The following is a 16,426-nucleotide window of genomic DNA, read 5'->3' on the forward strand; positions in this document are numbered from 1 at the left end:
ACCGCCCGTCCGGCGGGCGTGCAGGCGGCCTCGCTTATCCTGTAGCCCGCCTTCGTGAAGCCAGCCGATGCCAGACCTGCACGCCCACCTGCCCGACGCCGCCCTCGCGCTCAGCGCCCGGCTGCAGGCACTGATCCGCGACGAGATCCACGCCACGCCGGGCCGTGCGATCCCGTTCTACCGCTTCATGGAGCTGGCGCTGTACACGCCCGGCCTGGGGTATTACAGCGCCGGCATGGCCAAGTTCGGCGCCGAGGGCGATTTCGTCACCGCACCGGAACTGGGCACGCTGTTCGCCGGGGCGGTGGCCGAGGCGCTGGCACCGGTACTGCGCCAGCTCGGCGCCGATGCCCAGTTCGTCGAGATCGGCGGCGGCAGCGGCCGTTTCGCCGAACACGCGATCCGTCGCCTGGTCGCGCTCGACACGCTGCCCGCGCGCTACGCCATCCTCGAGCCCAGCGCGGACCTGCGCGAGCGCCAGCGCGACCACCTGCAGCGCGTGCTGCCTGCCGAGGCATTCGCGCGCGTGGCCTGGCTCGACGGCCCGCTGCAGGAGCCGTGGCGCGGCGTGCTGTTCGCCAACGAGGTGATCGACGCGCTGCCAACACCGCGCTTCACCATCCGCGACGGTGAAGTCTTCGAAGAGCACGTCACGGTCGATGCGGACGGCGCATTCGCCATCACCGACCGCCCGGCGGATGCGCTGCTCGCCGCGGCCGTGCGCCATGTCGAACGCCAGCTGGACACCCCGTTCGCCGAGGGCTACCGCTCCGAACTGCTGCCGCAACTGCCGTACTGGATCCAGGCGGTGATCGGCGGGCTGGATGCCGGCGCGATGCTGTTCGTGGACTACGGCCACGCGCGCCGCGACTACTACCGCCCCGAGCGCCGCGACGGCACCCTGCGCGCGTTCAGCCGCCACCGCGTGGGCAGCGATGTGCTGGCACGTCCGGGATTGCAGGACCTCACCGCGTCGGTGGATTTCACTGCGCTGGCCGAGGCGGGCACCGGGGCCGGCTTCGATTTCGCCGGCTACTGCAACCAGGCCAGCTTCCTGCTCGGCAACGGCATCGACCGCCTGCTGGTCGACCTCGAGGCGGAGGCCGGCGACGAGGCCGCGCGCTACCGGCTGCGCCAGGAGGTCAAGCAGCTGACCCATCCCGACGCGATGGGCGAGCGCTTCCAGGTGATGGGTTTCGCCCGCGACGTCGACCTCGACCACGCTTTCCTCGCCGGTGACCTGAGCCACCGGCTGTGAGCCGGCTGCGCCCGGGCCGCCCGCTGAAACCGTTCCGCCGCCCGTGGCTGTGGGCGGGGCTGTGGATCGCGGCGATCGCCACGGTACTGGTGGCGTCACTGTCGCCGGCGCCGCCGCTGCCGCCGGTCGACAACAGCGACAAGCTCGGCCACTTCCTCGCCTATGCAGTGCTGGCGATCGGCGCGGTGCAGCTGTACGCGCGCTGGGCGTCACTGCTGGGTGCCGGGATCGGCCTGGTGCTGCTGGGCGTCGGCATCGAATACGCGCAGGGCGCGCTGACCGCGACCCGGGTGGGGGATCCGGCCGACGCACTCGCCAACACCCTGGGCGTCATCGCCGGGCTGGCAACGCGGCTGACGCCATGGCGCGATGCGCTGCTGCGGTTCGACGGCGGGCGTCGCTAGCCGGGCTGCTTGCGCCGGCCGGGGGACCAGCGGCACGAGGTCGCCCGCCATCAGCGATGCACCCCGGGTTGCGCATGGCGCGCCGGGCGTCCGCCCGCCCATCCGCGATCGCGCGGACTTGCTACGCTGCGCGCCCCTGCAGCCGCCTGTCCCCCCATGCACGCACCCGCCATCGTCCACGCCATCCCCGACGCGCTGCGCGCCACGCAGCGACTGGCCTGGGCGCGCGCGGCCACCGGTGAACCGGCGCTGGAGCTGCAGCGCGCATCGATGGATGCGGGCTTCCGCAGCTACTGGCGCACCCGGGGCGCGGGCCCCGGCCGCATCGTCATGGATTCGCCGCCCGACCTCGAGGACGTGCGGCCGTGGCTCGAGGTGCGTGACCTGCTCGACGCCGGCGGTGTGCGCGTGCCGCGCGTCGATGCGCGCGATGTCGACGCCGGCTTCCTGCTGCTGGAAGACCTCGGCGGCGACACCTGCCTGCAGGCGCTGGCGCGGCTGGATGCCGATGCGCTGATGGAGGCCGCGTTCGACCAGCTGCTGCGCGTGCAGGCGGTCGCGCCGCCCGCGCACCTGCCGGCCTACGACGCGCCGATGCTGCTGCGCGAACTCGCGCTGCTCGACGACTGGTTCCTCGGCCGCCACCTCGGCGTTGAGCTCGATGCCGACGAACGCGCCGCGCTCGACGGGGTGAAGGCGCTGCTGGTCGACGCGATGCTGGCGCAGCCGCAGGTGCTGGTGCACCGCGACTACATGCTGCGCAACCTGATGCCGGTGGCCGACGGCGTGGCGGTGCTCGATTTCCAGGATGCGGTGCGCGGGCCCGTCGCCTACGACCCGGTATGCCTGCTGCGCGATGCCTTCCACAGCTGGCCGGAAGCGCGTGTGGAAGGCTGGCTGGCGCGCTACCACGCGCGCGCGCTGGCCGCCGGCCTCCCGGTGCCCGCGCGCGAACGCTTCCTTCGCGATGCGGCGCTGACCGGCGTGCAGCGCCACCTCAAGGTCATGGGGATCTTCGCGCGGCTGCACCACCGCGATGGCAAGCCGAAATACCTGGTCGACGCACCGCGCTTCCTCGGCTATCTCGACGTGGTGATCCCGCAGTATCCGGAACTCGCACCGCTGGGCGTGCTGCTCGACCGCCATGTGCGGCCGCGGCTGGCCGGCGCAACAAGGTCCGCATAATCCGCGGGGCAGCATTCCGCGCAGGCCCTGTGGGTGGGTCGCCCGCCGGTCCGCGGTAACCGTGAGCCCGGTACGTGCACCTTGCCCTGCGGCGCAACGGGCCCCGCCGCGGGCGCCCTGCACGACACCGCCACCGGCCGTGCGCGATCGTCCGTGACGACACACGCCCGTAGCGAGGCCACGATGGTCGATCTCTTCAGCAACATCCCGCAGCCGAAGCACGGCATCCGCACCGGCATGGGTGGCTGGACCTTCGTGCCCTGGCGCGACAACTTCTATCCGAAGGGCCTGGTGCAGCGGCGCGAGCTGGAATTCGCCAGCCGCCAGGTCACCGCGATCGAGATCAACGGTACGTTCTACGGGCCGCAGAAGCCGGCCACGTTCGCGCGCTGGCGCTCGGAAACCCCGGAAGGCTTCCTGTTCGCGCTGAAGGCACCCAAGCAGATCGTCGAATCACGCCGGCTGGCGGAGACCGGCGCACGCATCGACGGCTTCATCCACGGCGGCATCGCCGAGCTGGGTGACCGGCTGGGCCCGCTGCTGTGGCAGCTGGCGCCGCGGCGTGCGTTCGACCGCGACGATCTCGCCGCCTTCCTCGACCTGCTGCCGCGCACGCTCGACGGCAGGCTATTGCGGCATGTGCTGGAGGTGCGCAACCCGGACTTCATGTGCGCGGAGTACCTGGCACTCGCGCGCGACCAGGGCGTGGCTACGGTGTTCACCGATTCACCGGCGTATCCGTCGTTCGCCGACATCACCGGCGACTTCGTCTATGCGCGGCTGATGCACAGCCGCGACGAGGTGGCCACCGGCTATCCCGATGCCGAGCTCGACGCCTGGGCGCAGCGCGCACGCACCTGGGCCGCCGGCGGGGAACCCGACGACCTGCCGCGGGTCGAGCCGGCCGTGAAGCGCAAGGCGTCGCCGCGCGAGGTGTTCGTGTTCTTCATCGGCGCGGCCAAGGCGCGCAACCCCGCCGCGGCCATGGCGCTGCAGAAGCGGCTGTAGCAGCGCCGATCCGGCAGGTCGCGTGCGCGACCGCATCATCCCGGACGCGCCGCGCGTGTCGGGGCCAGGTGGCATGGCCCACGCCGTCGCCGGGACAAGCTGGACGCATCGCGATGGGCGTATCGATTCCGCTGTCCGGTACAGCCGCTATCGGTTGGCGGCTTTGCCGTCCTCAGCGCGCTGCGCGTTCCTCGTTGATCCGCGCGTCGAGGGCGGCCCCGGCGGCGTCCGCATAGCCGCGGCAGTCGAGTTCGCGCTCGCGTGCGGGGGTGGCGTCATAGCGCCAGCCGCTGGCTTCCGGGTGCGGTGTCAGCAGCAGGTCGCAGGGCAGGGCACGCAGGGTGGCGATGCTGCGGCGGAAGTCCTCGACGATGCGCGGGTAGCGCGGGTTGCCGACCAGCCGGTAGCCGGGTGCGCTCAGGCTGTCGGCGTAGACGATGCGTACCGGCGCGCCGTCGCTGCCGATGTCGGTCCAGCTCCAGCTCATGCTGCCGGGTGTGTGGCCGGGGGTGAAATGCACCTGCAGCTGCAGTCCGCCGAGCGTGAGGGTTTCGCCGTCCTGCAACAGGCGGTCGACCTGCAGCGGGTGATAGAGCATGCCGTCGCCGAAATGCAGGTCATCGGCGCCGCCACGTGCCAGCAGCGCGGCCGACTCGGCATTGCTGGCCACGCGCGCGCCAGTGGTGCGCTTGACCGCAGCCAGCGGGCCGACATGGTCCGCGTGCGCCTGGCTGTGCACGATCCACTTCACGTCCGTCGGCTGCAGCCCCAGCGCGGCGATGTTGGCCAGCAGGTGGTCGGCGGCCTGCGGCATGCCGCCGTCGATGAGGATCGCGCCGTCGTTGCCGGTCACCAGCAGCGCGCTCAGGCCGGCGGTACCGATCTGCCAGGTGTTCTGCGCGATGCGCACCGGCGCGAGCGGCTTCCGCCAGGCCTCGCGCACCTCGTACGCACGCAGCTGCGGCAAGGGATCGGCCGCGTGCGCACTGGCGGGTGCGAGCAGGGCGATGCAGGCGAATGCGGGGAACAGGCGGTGCAGGGTCATGGGTGTATCGGTCCGAGCCGGGGTCAGGTGCACAGTGTGCCGACCGGCGCACTGCTGTCGCCAATCCCGGGAACGGTTGGAGATTCGCGACACCAGGCCCGCAGGGATCTTCCGAGAAGCGACTTCCATGCGTCGTCTGGAGGCGTCTGGACGCGGCCGCCCGATGCGGAGGCGCTGGCGTTCGCTCGGGAGATGGTGCTTCCGCAAGGCTGCGAGGCGGCTCGGGCCGCTCCGTTGTGGCCCGCGCTGCCCGTCGCGCACACCGGGGGGCGTGCTCCCCCGGCCGGAGTCCGCGTCCGGCTACCACGGCCGGCCGCCGGCCATCCATGGCCGGCTGGGAGCACACCCCCCGGTGCACGCGACGGGCGCTGGCAGTCGCCGGCTCCGGCGGGAATTGTCAGGAGCAGGATCCGGCGGAGTCACCTTGAATCGAACACGCGTTTGTTGTCGTTGATCTTGATCTTCGTCCCGTCTCGACGACAGGTCGGGCCCGCCGTGGATGCAGGGGGATGTCCAGAGCCGGCCATGGATGGCCGGCGGCCGGATGTGGGAGCAGGACGCGGAGATATCCGGCTGGACATCCCCCTGCGTCCGCGGTGGGCTACCGGGACATCACGGATGCCCCGTTCGATCGGGAGAAGATCCGGAAGACGCCACGCCAGTGGGAGCAGGACGCGGAAATATCCGGCTGGGCATGCCCTGTCGCCGTAGGTGCGCGACCCGGACCGATGTTCCATCGATCGCGAGAAAGCCCGGAAGCAGCCCGGCAGTGATTGGTCCGGCGGCATCGGGACCGACCCGGCGGTGCCGCCCGCTACGCTGGCGACGGTGCACGCGCATGCCCGATCGCGGCGACCCGGGCCCGCGCCAGGGCCTCGCCGATCGCGGGTCCGGTCATGCCCTCGCGCACCACGTCGCGCGCCTGCACCGCGCGGGCGGCGTCCAGCAGGCGCAGCAGTTCGCCCGCCTGCGGGTAGGGCACGTCTTCCAGGCCCAGGCGGCCGCGCTTGTCGGCCTCGCAGACGGTGGCCAGCCGGGCGATGCGCTCCGGCTTGCGGAATGCATCGCACCGCTCCAGCAGCGTATGCACGGTGCGGTCGCGCAGCTCGAACAGGCGATGCACGTTGAGGTGCTCGCGGCAGGCCATCACCGCCAGCTCGCGATGCGCGGACGGTACCTTGAGTCGCTCGCACAGGCCCAGCAGCGGTTTCACCCCGCGCTGCTCGTGGCCGATGTGCTTCGGCCATTCCGCCGGCGGCGTCAGTGCCTTGCCGAGATCGTGGGTCATCGCCGCGAACCCGACCACCGCATCCCCCGGTGCAAGCTGCGCCGCCATGTCGCAGACCATCCCGGTGTGGACGCCGGTGTCGATCTCGGGGTGGTATTCCGCGCGCTGAGGCACGCCGTACAGCGCATCCACCTCCGGCAGCACCACCGCGAGCGCGCCGCTGTCGCGCAGCGTCTGCAGGAAGGCGGACGGCTGTGCGTAGGCGAGCGCACGCGACAGTTCCTGCCACACGCGCTCGGGCACCAGGTCGGCAAGCTCGCCGCCGGCGGCCATTTCGCGCATGAGCGCCAGGGTCTCCCCGGCCACGCGGAAACCCAGCGGTGCGAAGCGCGCCATGAAGCGCGCCGCGCGCAGTACCCGCAGAGGATCCTCGACGAACGCCGGGCCGACATGGCGCAGCACCCGCGCCTCGAGGTCGCGCGCGCCGCCGAACGGATCCACCAGTCTGCCGTCGGCATCCTCGGCGATCGCGTTGATGGTGAAGTCGCGGCGTTCGAGGTCCTGCTCCAGCGTCACCGATGCGTCGGCCTGCACCACGAAACCGCGATAGCCGCGCCCGGACTTGCGCTCGGTGCGCGCCAGCGCATGTTCCTCAGCGGTATCGGGATGCAGGAACACCGGGAAATCACGCCCCACCGGGCGGAAGCCCGCGGCCTCCATGGCTTCGGGCGTGCTGCCGACGACGACGAAGTCGCGATCGCCCGGTGGCAATCCCAGCAGGCGGTCGCGCACCGCGCCGCCGACGAGGTAGGTCTTCATCACCTGGCGTGCCGGTCGTTCAACGGGTCGACAGCTTAGGCGATGGCCCCGACCGGGGCGATCGGGTCATGGCCCGCAGGGCGCCTGCGCGCAGCCTGTGCGAGCAGCACTGGGTGCGGGCCTCTCGCAGCGACGTCGCTCTCCGGCAGGCTCCTTCGCGCGCAAGCGCGCTACCGCCGATCGCATGGCTCAGGCCGGGCACGCGAACGGCTTGCGCGGTGCGTCCACGCGACCCTGCATGCGCTCGCTGACCGGCACCGCCGCGCCATGCAGCCGCCAGTCGTAGATCACGCTGAAGGCCAGCACGCGCGCCACGTACTCGCGCGTCTCGCGGTAGCTGATGGTCTCGATCCACAGGTCGGGGTCCATGCCCGGGCGCTGTTCCATCCAGCGTCGCGTCGGCGCGGGGCCGGCGTTGTAGGCGGCGATGGCGACATAGGGCAGGCCATAGCGCTCCTTCATCTCGCGCAGGTAGGCGGTGCCCAGGCGGATCGACACTGCCGCGTCGTAGAGGCTCTCCGCGCCGCCCCAGGGCTCGCCCAGGCGCCGCGCCACCGCCTGCCCGGTGGCGGGGATCACCTGCATCAGCCCGCGTGCATCGGCGGGCGAACGCGCGCGCGGGTTGAAGGTGCTCTCGGCGCGGATCTCGGCCGCGATCCACGCCGGGTCGAGGTTGTGGCGGCGCGCCTCTGCGCGGATCAGGTCGTCATGGTGCAGGGGGAAGCGCAGCGTGTAATAGCGGGTCTCCTCGGGCTGCCGGCCGAGCGAGAACACCGCGCGGTCGAACCAGCCGTGGTCCTGCGCCACCGCCACCGCGATGCGACGCTCGGCATCGCTGAAGGTCTCCAGCGCGGCGTTCCATTCGCGCGTCGCCCAGCCGGGGCGGTCGGCGCCGAACAGCGCCATCGCGCGCACCATCTCCGGGCGGTTGGCGACGCGCGCGCGCACGGCGGCGTCTGCAGGCAGTTCCAGGGGGCACAGCGCGTACGGCTGCCCCAGGCGGTCGGCGGCCAGGAAACCATGGAAGGTGGCCTCGCGCGCGGCGCGCGTGAGCTGCGTGCGTGCGGCCTGCGCCTCGCCCAGCAGTTCGTGCATGCGCCCGGCGAAATAGGTCCAGCGCGAATCATTGCGTTGCGTCGGCGGCATGCGCTGGATCGCGGCGAGCGCGGTTTTCCAGTCGGAGCGGGTGATCGCCTCGCGCACCTGCCATTCGTGCAGGCGCTCGTCGTAGGCGGTCAGCGGTACTGCCGCAAGCCGTTCGGCCGAACGCGGCAGGTAGGACGCGACCGTCCACAGCGCGATCTGGTGCAGCACGCGCCCGCGTTCGCTGTCGTCGAAACCCAGCGCCTGGGCGAGTGCGGGCAGTCGCGCCTCGGCGGCGTCCGGGTCCTCGCGCCCCAGTTTCGCCAGCCCGTGCGAAGCCACCGCCCGGCTGCGTGGTGTCTTCGGCCACAGCAGCGCACGGTTGTGCGGCGCCTGTACGAAGGCGGCATAGTCCTCGGCCAGCGCACGTTCGCCCCCGGACAGCCCGGCTGCGGCGCTGCGCATCACCGCCGGGTTCCATTCCGCGGCGGCCAGTTCCAGCCGCTGCCAGCGCAGCGCGGGGGTCAGGCTGCCGCGCGTGGTGGCGGCCGCGAACGGCGCATCGCACTCGTCGGGCAGCGAGTTGCCGCTGCTGGTCCAGATCGCTGCCACCTCCTGGTCCCAGCGGGCATCCGCCGCGCCCAGGCGCTGGCGGGCATCGAGTTCGATGCAACGCAGCGCGGTGTTGCCGATGGTGGGCGCCCACGCGGCGCGGATCCCGGCCCAGTCCTGGCGACGGTGCAGCGCACGCAGCCACTCCTCGCGGAACACCTCGGCCACCGCCTGCCCGCGGTAGCGCTGCATGAAGGCGTCGGCCTGGGATGCGGGCAGGGTGACGAGATTGCGGCGCAGGGCGGTGAACTCCACCCAGCCGTACGCCGGATGGCCGCTCATGTGCGCCGGTACGGTCTGGCCACGCGCGGCGGCTGCGAACGCGCCCCGCAGCCCGGCATCGCCGGCCGGTTGCGCATGCGTTGCGGTGACGGACAGTGCCAGCAGGACGAGCGCGAGCACACGGGACGGATGACGTAAACATGGGATGCGCGACATCCGCCGGACTATAGCCAAGCCGCGATGAAGCGCGTTGATGCCGCGCACACGCACCGTCGCGTGCGCGCTGGGCTAACCTCCTGCGCACCGCCGCTGCCACGAGTGCCACATGCTGACGATGCTGCTGTTCTTCCTCGCGCTCGGCGCCGTGGCCGGGGTGCTTGCCGGGTTGCTCGGCATCGGTGGTGGGCTGGTGCTGGTGGCGGCGCTGGCGTGGTTCCTGCCATTGCACGGCGTGCCCAGGGAGGTGGCCATGCATGCGGCACTCGCCAGTTCGATGGCCAGCATCATCCTCACCGCAAGCTCGTCGGCGTGGTCGCATCACCGCCGCGGCGGCGTGCTGTGGTCGACGGTGGCGTGGCTGGTGCCCGGCATCCTGGTGGGTGCGTGGTTCGGCAGCCGCTTCGCGATCGGCCTGGATGGCGAGGTGCTGAAGTGGTGCGTGGCCGGCTACTGCTTCGTGGTCGGCACGCAGATGGCGCTGTCGCGCGCGCGCAAGGGAAGTGGCCGCGGCGACATCGCGCCGCGCGGTGCGCCGATGGTGGCCGCCGGCGGCGGCATCGGCGCGGTATCGGCGGTGGTCGGCATCGGCGGCGGCAGCATGACCGTGCCACTGCTGGTGTGGCTGGGCGTCGCCCCGGTACGCGCGGTGGGCACGTCGTCGGCCTGCGGCGTGTTCATCGGCCTGTCGGCGGCCGCGGGCTACGCCCTGCAGGCGCCCGCCGGCGCCCTGCCTGCGCACGCGGTCGGCTACGTCTATCTGCCTGCGGCGATCGGCGTCGCGGTGGCCTCGGTACTGGCCGCGCCGCTGGGCACGCGGCTGGCGCATGCCATCAGCGGCGCCGCGCTCAAGCGCGTGTTCGCGGGCTTCCTGTTCCTGGTCGGCCTGAGCCTGGTGCTCTGGTAGCCGGCGGTGATGCAGGTCGGCGAACACTCCGGCAACCAGGCGCAGCTCGACCTGCTGGCGCGGCTGCTGGACGCCGCCGCGCGGCGTGAACTGCCGGTCTGGCTGGGCGGCGGCTGGGCCATCGACGCGCGGCTGGGCCGCATCACCCGCGCGCATGACGATCTCGACCTGACGTATCCGGCCGCGCGCCATGACGAGTTCGTCGAACTGATCGGCACCTTGGGCGCGACGGTCACCGAGATCACCGGTTACGGCTTTCTTGCCGACTGCGGCGGGGTGCTGCTCGACTGCGAGCCCGCGCATTGGACCGGCACCGCCTGGGAGGTGGAGGGCACGCCGCCCGGCTCCTGTCCGGATGCAGCCGAAGGCTCGCTGGCCGGCCTGCGCATGCGCTGCAACAGCTGGGCGGCGATCCTGTGGGACTACTTCCATTACGCCGATGAGTCGCCGCAGGCGCAGTGGCCGGCCAGGCACGTGCACTCGTACGGGCTCGCCTGCGCGGCAGTCGGGGCTGCGGAGGTGGCGCGGTTGCGCGCGCACTTCGACGCCGGGCGGAACAGCCCATCGCGGCAGGACCACTGACGTACAGCGGCGGAAACCGTCCGCGCACGACCATTGCGGCGGCCGATCAGTGACGCAAGTCACAGTTCAGTTTTAACGCTTTGGTTACAACGGGTCGCCGCGGATGGACAGGGGCATCGGCGGCAACCTTCGTCCATGGAGAGAACGATGATGTTGCCGACCCCCTCACGGCTGGCCCGCGCGGTCCAGCTCAGCCTGCTGCTCGCCCTGCCCGCCACCGCTGCCGCGCAGGATGCGCGCCCGGCGTCCACCACCCCCGACACCCGCACCCTCGACGCCGTCCAGGTCACCGGCACGCGCATCCGACGCGCCGAACTCGAGGGCGAAGTGCCGGTGCACACCGTCACCCGTGCCGACATCGAGCGCAGCGGCCTCACCTCGATCGGCGACGTGGTGCAGCAGCTCACCGGCTCCGGTTCGGCGCTCAATACCAAGTTCAACTCGTCGGGCAACTTCGGCTTCCCGCCGGATGGCAGCGGCGTCGGCGCCGGTTCGGCGCAGGTCGACCTGCGCCACCTTGGTTCCAAGCGCGTGCTGGTGCTGGTCGACGGCATCCGCTGGGTCAACGAGTCGTCGGCGTCCGGCGTGGGCGCGGCCACCGACCTCAACACCATTCCGCTGGCGATCGTCGACCGCATCGAGGTGCTCGAGGACGGGGCCTCGTCGCTGTACGGCTCGGATGCGATCGCCGGCGTGGTCAATATCATCACCCGCCGCGATTTCGACGGCGCCCAGGTGACGCTGAACTATGGCGAGTTCGACGAGGGCGACGGTGCCAGCAAGGGCGTGGACCTCGCCTGGGGCCGCACCACCGAGCGCAGCAGCCTGTTCCTGTCGCTCAGCCACACCGACCAGGACGTGGTGTATGCCCGCGACCGCGAGCAGTCGCGCTTCCCGGTGCCGGGCACCGGGGTGGCGCTGGGCAGCTCGGGGATCCCCGCCGGCCGTTTCATGGTGCGCGACCCGAACACCGGCGCGACGCTGGACCTGGTGCCCAACAGCGGAGTCACCGATCCCCTGTACGACCCCAGCCAGACCGGCTGCGCGCGCAGCGATGGCTTCCACTGTTTCAGCACCGCCGACCGCTTCAACTTCGCCGAATACAACCTGTTGCTGACGCCGTCCAAGCGCAGCGGCGCCTTCGGCCAGTTCCGCTTCGACATCAATCCCGGCCTGCAGTGGTATGCCAAGGCGCTGGTCAACCGCCGCGAGTCCACCAACCAGGCGGCACCGGAGCCGATCTTCCTCGGTCCCGAGGGCGCCACCGGCAATCCGCTCGCCGACAACATCACCATCTCCGCGCGCAACCTGTACAACCCGTTCGGGTTCGACCTGGTGTCCGGTGAAAACCTGTTTCTGGTCGGGCGCCGGCCGCTGGAAGGCGGGGCGCGCGTGTTCGAGCAGAAGGTCGACACCCAGTATGTGGGCACCGGCCTGGTCGGCAGCTTCGAGGCCGGCAACTCGCTGTGGTTCTGGGACGTCAACGCCGCCTGGTCGCGCAACAAGGCGCGCCAGACCAACCGCGGCAGCTACAACATCTTCAATATCGCGCTCGCGCTGGGCGATCCCGACGCCTGCGCGGCAGTGGCCGGTTGCGTGCCGCTCGACATCTTCGGCGCCGGCACGATCACCCCGCAGATGCTCGGCTGGATCCAGCCGCTGGTGCGCGACGAAAGCCAGAACGAACTGCGCCTGGCCTCGGCCAACATCTCCGGCGACCTGTTCCGCCTGCCCGCCGGCCAGGTGGGCTTCGCCGCCGGCTACGAGTTCCGCGAGTACAAGGGCTGGTACCAGCCCGATCCGCTGACCGTGCGCGGCCACTACAACGGCGTGCCGTCGCTGCCGACCGCGGGCAGCTACGACGTCAACGAGGTGTTCGTCGAGCTCGACGTGCCGATCTTCGGCGAGGGCGTGCTCGGCCAGAGTCTCAACCTCAACGTCGCCGGCCGCTACTCCGACTATTCGACCTTTGGTGGCGAGTTCACACCGAAGTACGGCCTGCGCTGGCAGGTGAGCGAGGACTTCCTGCTGCGCGCGACCTATGCCGAAGGCTTCCGTGCGCCGTCGATCGGCGAGCTGTTCGGTTCCGACAGTCGCTTCGATGCGCAGCTGATCGATCCCTGTTCCGAGCCGTTCCTGGATGCATCGGTGGAATCCAACTGCCGCGCGCTGGGGGTGCCGGCCGGGTTCGCGCAGGTCAACCCGCAGATCTCGATCACCACCGGCGGCAACCGCGAACTCGAGCCGGAGCGGGCGCGCAGCTTCACCACCGGCTTCGTCTGGAGTCCGTGGTTCGCGGCGAATTCGTCATGGGCGGACCGTTTCGATGTCGAGGTGACCTTCTACCGCCACGACATCCAGGGCCCGATCCAGGCGCTGTCGGCACAGACCCAGCTCGACCTCTGCGTGCGCACGCTCGACGAGGCCTATTGCGATGGCATCGGCCGTGCCGCCACCGGCGGCATCAACGCCTTCAACAACCGCCTGACCAACCTCGGCTCGATCAAGACCGACGGCTGGGACGTGGACTTCTACTGGACGCTGCCCGAAACCGCCGCCGGGCGCTTCGCCTTCGGCTGGCAGAACACCTTCGTCGGCCGCTACGAGGCGGTGGGTGGCGCCGGTCAGCTGCAGCCGCGGCGCCCGGGCATCGAGGTCGAGGACAGTGCGATCCCGGAATGGGCCAGCACCGCGTCGCTGGACTGGACCCGCGAAGCGTGGAATGCATCGTGGACGCTGCGCCACGTGTCGGACCTGGTCGAGGACTGCGGCAATGCGGTGACGTTCCCGGTCTGCAGCGATCCGGCCAATGGTCGCAACCGGCTGGGTTCGACCACCTTCCACGACCTGCAGGCCGGCTACCGCTTCGACTGGCAGCAGGGCCTGACGCTCACCGCGGGCCTCAACAACGTGTTCGCCAAGGATCCGCCGATCTGCCTGTCGTGCTCGCTCAACGGCTACGACGCGTCGACCTACGACATGCCCGGCAGCCGCTTCTGGTACCTGCGCGCGGACCTGAGGTTCTGAGGCATTCCAGGGCACGAAGTGTGCGCGCGGAGCTGCCCTCATCCGGCGCTTCGCGCCACCTTCTCCCGCGGGCGGGAGAAGGGCTTGCCCCGATCCTTCCCTGCGTCCGCGGAACAGCGCCTGCCCCGATCCTCCCCGCATCCGGGGAACAACGCCTGCCGCGATCCTTCACCGCGTCCGCGGAACAGGGCCGGCGCTAATTCGGAACAGGGCAGGCCCCTGATTCGACGCCTCGCGCGTGCAGGGCAGGAGTCGGCGTTGCATCGTCGCTTGCTGGAGAGGGCGTGCCTTGCACCCTTCTACCGCGTGCGGGAGAAGGTGCCCCGCAGGGGCGGATGAGGGCGCTCTACGCCGCGTCGCGCGACGACTGCAGGGCCGCGACCGGCACGTCCATCGCCACCGACACCGCGAGGTGGTCCGACAGCGCCGCCGGCATCGCCTGCATGTCGTTGCAGATCAGCGAGCCGGTGGCCAGCACGTGGTCGATGGCCTTGGCCGGACGCCAGCTGGGAAAGGTCTGGATCGCGCACGAGGGTGGCTGCAGCCTCGTGTTGCGGTAGAGGATGTCCATCTCCGGAGTATCGGCGGTGCAGTTGAAGTCGCCCATCAGTACCGCATTGGGATGGTCGTGCAGCAGCTCGGCGATGAACGACAGCTGCGAGCGGCGCGACTGCGCGCCCAGCGACAGGTGCGCCACCGCGATGCTCAGGCCCTCGGCACCGTCGCCGAAGCGTGCCAGCAGCATGCCGCGGCCCGATATGCGCCCGGGCAGCGGATGCGACTGCACCTCGACCGGCTCGATACGCGCCAGCAGCCCGTTGGCGCTGGAGGCGAGGTTGGCGACATTGCGGTTGGGCTGGTGGGTCCACCAGTCGAAACCGCCACGCTCGGCGAGGTAATGGGTCTGGTTGGTGAAGCCCGAGCGCCAGCTGCCGGGGTCGGCCTCCTGCAGGCCGACGATGTCGTGGGTGCCGGCGAGCTGGGCGATCTGGTCGAGCGCCCAGCGCTTGTTGCCCGCCGGCAGCACGTGCGACCAGCTGCGGGTGGCGTAGTCGCTGTAGCGGCGCGTGCTGGAACCGGCCTGGATGTTGGCGCTGAGCAGGCGCAGGCGGCGGGTGGAGGGGTCGATCGCCATCACCGGTGCGTCGGGAGAGACGCCCGCACCGTAGCCACTGGCGGGTGACGGCGGCGCAGCGTGCGCGGAACCGGCGCCGGGCGGCGCGGTGCGATGCACGACCAGTGGCGACATCACCGCCAGGACACCTCAGCGCGCGTCACGTTCCCGCGCGACCAGGTGCTCGACGGTGTTGAGCTGCTCCTCGAACGCGCGGCCGCCCAGCACGCGGTACCTGCCATTGACCACCAGCGTCGGGGTGGCGTCGACGCCGGCGCGCGCAAGGAACTGCTCGGCACGCTTGAGCTTGGCGTTGACGGTGAAGCTCTGCATGGTGCTGGCGAACTGCGCGGCGTCGGCACCGTGGCTGGCGTAGAAGCCGGCGATCTGCTGATCACTGGCGTTCTGCGGCGACAGGCGGCGCTGCACGTGGATGGCCTCGAACATCGCGCCGTGGGTACGGTCGAGCAGGCCCATCGATTCCGCGGTGTAGAAGGCGCGTGCGTACGGCATCCAGTAGCCACCGAACGGTGCGGCCAGCGGGGTCACGCGGACGTCGGCGGGTTGGCGCTTCTTCCACGCCGAGAACACCGGTTCGAACGCGGCGCAGGCCGGGCAGGTGTAGCCGAACACCTCGACCACTTCGACCTGGCCATTGAGCGGCTGGAACGGCTGGCCGTTGGCGATGGTCACGTAGTCGGTGCCCTCGACCGGGGCCGGGCCCTGCGGCGGCGTGGCAGCCGGTGCAGGCGTAGCAGCTTCGGCGTCGGCTGCCGGATCGACAGCGGCGTCGGCGTCCGCGGACGGCTGCGCGCCGGGATCGGCGGTTGCGGCGTCCTGGGCGGGTGCGGGGTTGGCATTGGCGGCCGCATCCGTGGCGGTCGTGGCGCTGTCGGTGGTCGCGGTCGTGGCCTGGTCGCCACAGGCGGCCAGGGCGGCGGCCAGCAGCAGGGAAACAAGGATGCGTGACGTGCTCATGGCTTGAAGAACCTCGGCTCGAGAAGAAGGGGTGGAGCGGCTCAGCCGCCAGCCTGGCGCTCGGCGGCGATCAGCTGTTCGGCCGTGCGCAGCAGCCCGCGCAGGCTGCGCGCCTGCACCCGGTAACGGCCGTTGATGATGAGGGTGGGTGTGCCCTGCGCGCCACTGCGCAGCAGGAAATCATGTGCGTCGTTCAGCTTCTGCCGGGTCTGCGCACTGGCCATCGCGGCGTCCAGGCGGGCACGGTCCACGCCCAGCTGCTCGTAGAACCAGGCGAGCTCCGCGGTGGTGGCGTTGCGCGGCAGGCGGCGCGCGCGGTGCATGGCATCGAAGGTCGCGGCATGCGTCTGCTCCAGTGCACCGATCTCCCCGGCGGCGAAATACGCGGTGGCGAACGCGTCGTCGGGCCGGTACACCACCGGCAGGTAGCTGAAACGCACGTCGTCGGGCAGCGCGCGCTGCCACGGCTCGATCAGCGGATGCAGGTCGGCGCAGTGGCCGCAGGCGTAGGAGAAGATCTCCACCACCTCGATCCTGCCGTCGGGCGGTGCCAGCGGACGCCCGTCGGGGATGCGCACGTAGTCGACGCCTTCCACCGGCGCATTGCCCTCCTGGGCGGATGCAAGCGGTGCGGCAAGCGCCAGGCACAACGCGGCGAGACAGCTCAGCAGCCGGCGGGACAGGTGCATCGGGACACTCCGGAAAGACGGGAAGCGGTGCGCTGCAACGAAAACGCCG

At 71.1% G+C, this 16,426-nt stretch carries 13 protein-coding genes; 7 read left to right on the top strand and 6 right to left on the bottom strand.

The genetic code is table 11. From position 1 onward, the window contains the following. Positions 1-67 precede the first annotated feature (67 nt). The 4 genes from LDO11_RS00790 to LDO11_RS00805 all read left to right on the top strand — a co-directional run bounded on the left by LDO11_RS00790 (position 68) and on the right by LDO11_RS00805 (position 3,855). A complete protein-coding gene (locus LDO11_RS00790; RefSeq protein WP_232139807.1) occupies positions 68-1,258 on the top strand; it encodes a class I SAM-dependent methyltransferase in 1,191 nt (396 codons plus the stop codon). Further along, positions 1,255-1,662 (top strand): VanZ family protein, encoded by a 408-nt coding sequence (locus LDO11_RS00795; RefSeq protein ID WP_232139809.1) that lies wholly within the window; start codon positions 1,255-1,257, stop codon positions 1,660-1,662. The genes LDO11_RS00790 and LDO11_RS00795 overlap by 4 nt, the downstream gene beginning before the upstream one ends. Before the next feature lie 171 nt (positions 1,663-1,833). Then, complete coding sequence (locus LDO11_RS00800; RefSeq protein WP_435574586.1) at positions 1,834-2,847, top strand: aminoglycoside phosphotransferase family protein; 1,014 nt, start codon at positions 1,834-1,836, stop codon at positions 2,845-2,847. Between the two features lie 183 nt (positions 2,848-3,030). After that, positions 3,031-3,855, top strand: a complete 825-nt coding sequence (locus LDO11_RS00805; protein WP_232140309.1) for a DUF72 domain-containing protein — start codon at positions 3,031-3,033, stop codon at positions 3,853-3,855. 172 nt (positions 3,856-4,027) lie between these two features. On the opposite strand, the gene bla is transcribed toward LDO11_RS00805, so the two are convergent. The 3 genes from bla to LDO11_RS00820 all read right to left on the bottom strand — a co-directional run bounded on the left by bla (position 4,028) and on the right by LDO11_RS00820 (position 9,080). Beyond that, entirely contained in the window at positions 4,028-4,900 is an 873-nt protein-coding gene (bla, locus tag LDO11_RS00810; RefSeq protein ID WP_232139812.1) for a subclass B3 metallo-beta-lactamase, read from the bottom strand. Between the two features lie 814 nt (positions 4,901-5,714). Continuing rightward, positions 5,715-6,947: a multifunctional CCA addition/repair protein gene (locus LDO11_RS00815; protein WP_232139814.1), complete on the bottom strand. Its 1,233-nt coding sequence runs from the start codon at positions 6,945-6,947 to the stop codon at positions 5,715-5,717. Between the two features lie 189 nt (positions 6,948-7,136). After that, positions 7,137-9,080 (bottom strand): lytic transglycosylase domain-containing protein, encoded by a 1,944-nt coding sequence (locus LDO11_RS00820; RefSeq protein WP_435574571.1) that lies wholly within the window; start codon positions 9,078-9,080, stop codon positions 7,137-7,139. Between the two features lie 109 nt (positions 9,081-9,189). Between LDO11_RS00820 and LDO11_RS00825 the strand changes: the two genes are divergently transcribed. The 3 genes from LDO11_RS00825 to LDO11_RS00835 all read left to right on the top strand — a co-directional run bounded on the left by LDO11_RS00825 (position 9,190) and on the right by LDO11_RS00835 (position 13,596). Beyond that, positions 9,190-9,987: a sulfite exporter TauE/SafE family protein gene (locus tag LDO11_RS00825; protein ID WP_232139815.1), complete on the top strand. Its 798-nt coding sequence runs from the start codon at positions 9,190-9,192 to the stop codon at positions 9,985-9,987. Positions 9,988-9,996: 9 nt separating this feature from the next. Continuing rightward, complete coding sequence (locus LDO11_RS00830; protein WP_232139816.1) at positions 9,997-10,569, top strand: nucleotidyltransferase domain-containing protein; 573 nt, start codon at positions 9,997-9,999, stop codon at positions 10,567-10,569. A gap of 147 nt (positions 10,570-10,716) precedes the next feature. Continuing rightward, on the top strand, positions 10,717-13,596 hold the full coding sequence (locus LDO11_RS00835; protein WP_435574572.1) for a TonB-dependent receptor plug domain-containing protein: 2,880 nt from the start codon (positions 10,717-10,719) through the stop codon (positions 13,594-13,596). A 346-nt stretch (positions 13,597-13,942) separates the two neighbouring features. Here the strand turns inward: LDO11_RS00835 and LDO11_RS00840 are convergent, their stop codons facing one another. The 3 genes from LDO11_RS00840 to LDO11_RS00850 form a co-directional block, all read right to left on the bottom strand. Beyond that, positions 13,943-14,731, bottom strand: a complete 789-nt coding sequence (locus LDO11_RS00840) for an endonuclease/exonuclease/phosphatase family protein (protein ID WP_232140311.1) — start codon at positions 14,729-14,731, stop codon at positions 13,943-13,945. A 129-nt stretch (positions 14,732-14,860) separates the two neighbouring features. Then, positions 14,861-15,688 carry a thiol:disulfide interchange protein DsbA/DsbL gene (locus LDO11_RS00845; RefSeq protein WP_232139818.1) on the bottom strand — a complete coding sequence of 276 codons (828 nt, stop codon included), beginning with the start codon at positions 15,686-15,688 and terminating at the stop codon, positions 14,861-14,863. Positions 15,689-15,729: 41 nt separating this feature from the next. Then, positions 15,730-16,377 carry a thiol:disulfide interchange protein DsbA/DsbL gene (locus LDO11_RS00850; RefSeq protein ID WP_232139820.1) on the bottom strand — a complete coding sequence of 216 codons (648 nt, stop codon included), beginning with the start codon at positions 16,375-16,377 and terminating at the stop codon, positions 15,730-15,732. Between the last annotated feature and the right edge of the window lie 49 nt (positions 16,378-16,426).

The organism is Alterluteimonas muca (genome assembly GCF_021191595.1).
Classification (GTDB): domain Bacteria; phylum Pseudomonadota; class Gammaproteobacteria; order Xanthomonadales; family Xanthomonadaceae; genus Luteimonas; species Luteimonas muca.

What these genes read in the sequence shown, in the direction of transcription:
- LDO11_RS00820 (WP_435574571.1), bottom strand. Translation starts at nt 9,080, where the DNA reads ATGTCGCGCATCCCATGTTTACGTCATCCGTCCCGTGTGCTCGCGCTC.
- LDO11_RS00850 (WP_232139820.1), bottom strand. Translation starts at nt 16,377, where the DNA reads ATGCACCTGTCCCGCCGGCTGCTGAGCTGTCTCGCCGCGTTGTGCCTG.
- LDO11_RS00825 (WP_232139815.1), top strand. Translation starts at nt 9,190, where the DNA reads ATGCTGACGATGCTGCTGTTCTTCCTCGCGCTCGGCGCCGTGGCCGGG.
- LDO11_RS00835 (WP_435574572.1), top strand. Translation starts at nt 10,717, where the DNA reads ATGATGTTGCCGACCCCCTCACGGCTGGCCCGCGCGGTCCAGCTCAGC.
- LDO11_RS00845 (WP_232139818.1), bottom strand. Translation starts at nt 15,688, where the DNA reads ATGAGCACGTCACGCATCCTTGTTTCCCTGCTGCTGGCCGCCGCCCTG.
- LDO11_RS00805 (WP_232140309.1), top strand. Translation starts at nt 3,031, where the DNA reads ATGGTCGATCTCTTCAGCAACATCCCGCAGCCGAAGCACGGCATCCGC.
- bla (WP_232139812.1), bottom strand. Translation starts at nt 4,900, where the DNA reads ATGACCCTGCACCGCCTGTTCCCCGCATTCGCCTGCATCGCCCTGCTC.
- LDO11_RS00815 (WP_232139814.1), bottom strand. Translation starts at nt 6,947, where the DNA reads ATGAAGACCTACCTCGTCGGCGGCGCGGTGCGCGACCGCCTGCTGGGA.
- LDO11_RS00790 (WP_232139807.1), top strand. Translation starts at nt 68, where the DNA reads ATGCCAGACCTGCACGCCCACCTGCCCGACGCCGCCCTCGCGCTCAGC.
- LDO11_RS00840 (WP_232140311.1), bottom strand. Translation starts at nt 14,731, where the DNA reads ATGGCGATCGACCCCTCCACCCGCCGCCTGCGCCTGCTCAGCGCCAAC.
- LDO11_RS00830 (WP_232139816.1), top strand. Translation starts at nt 9,997, where the DNA reads ATGCAGGTCGGCGAACACTCCGGCAACCAGGCGCAGCTCGACCTGCTG.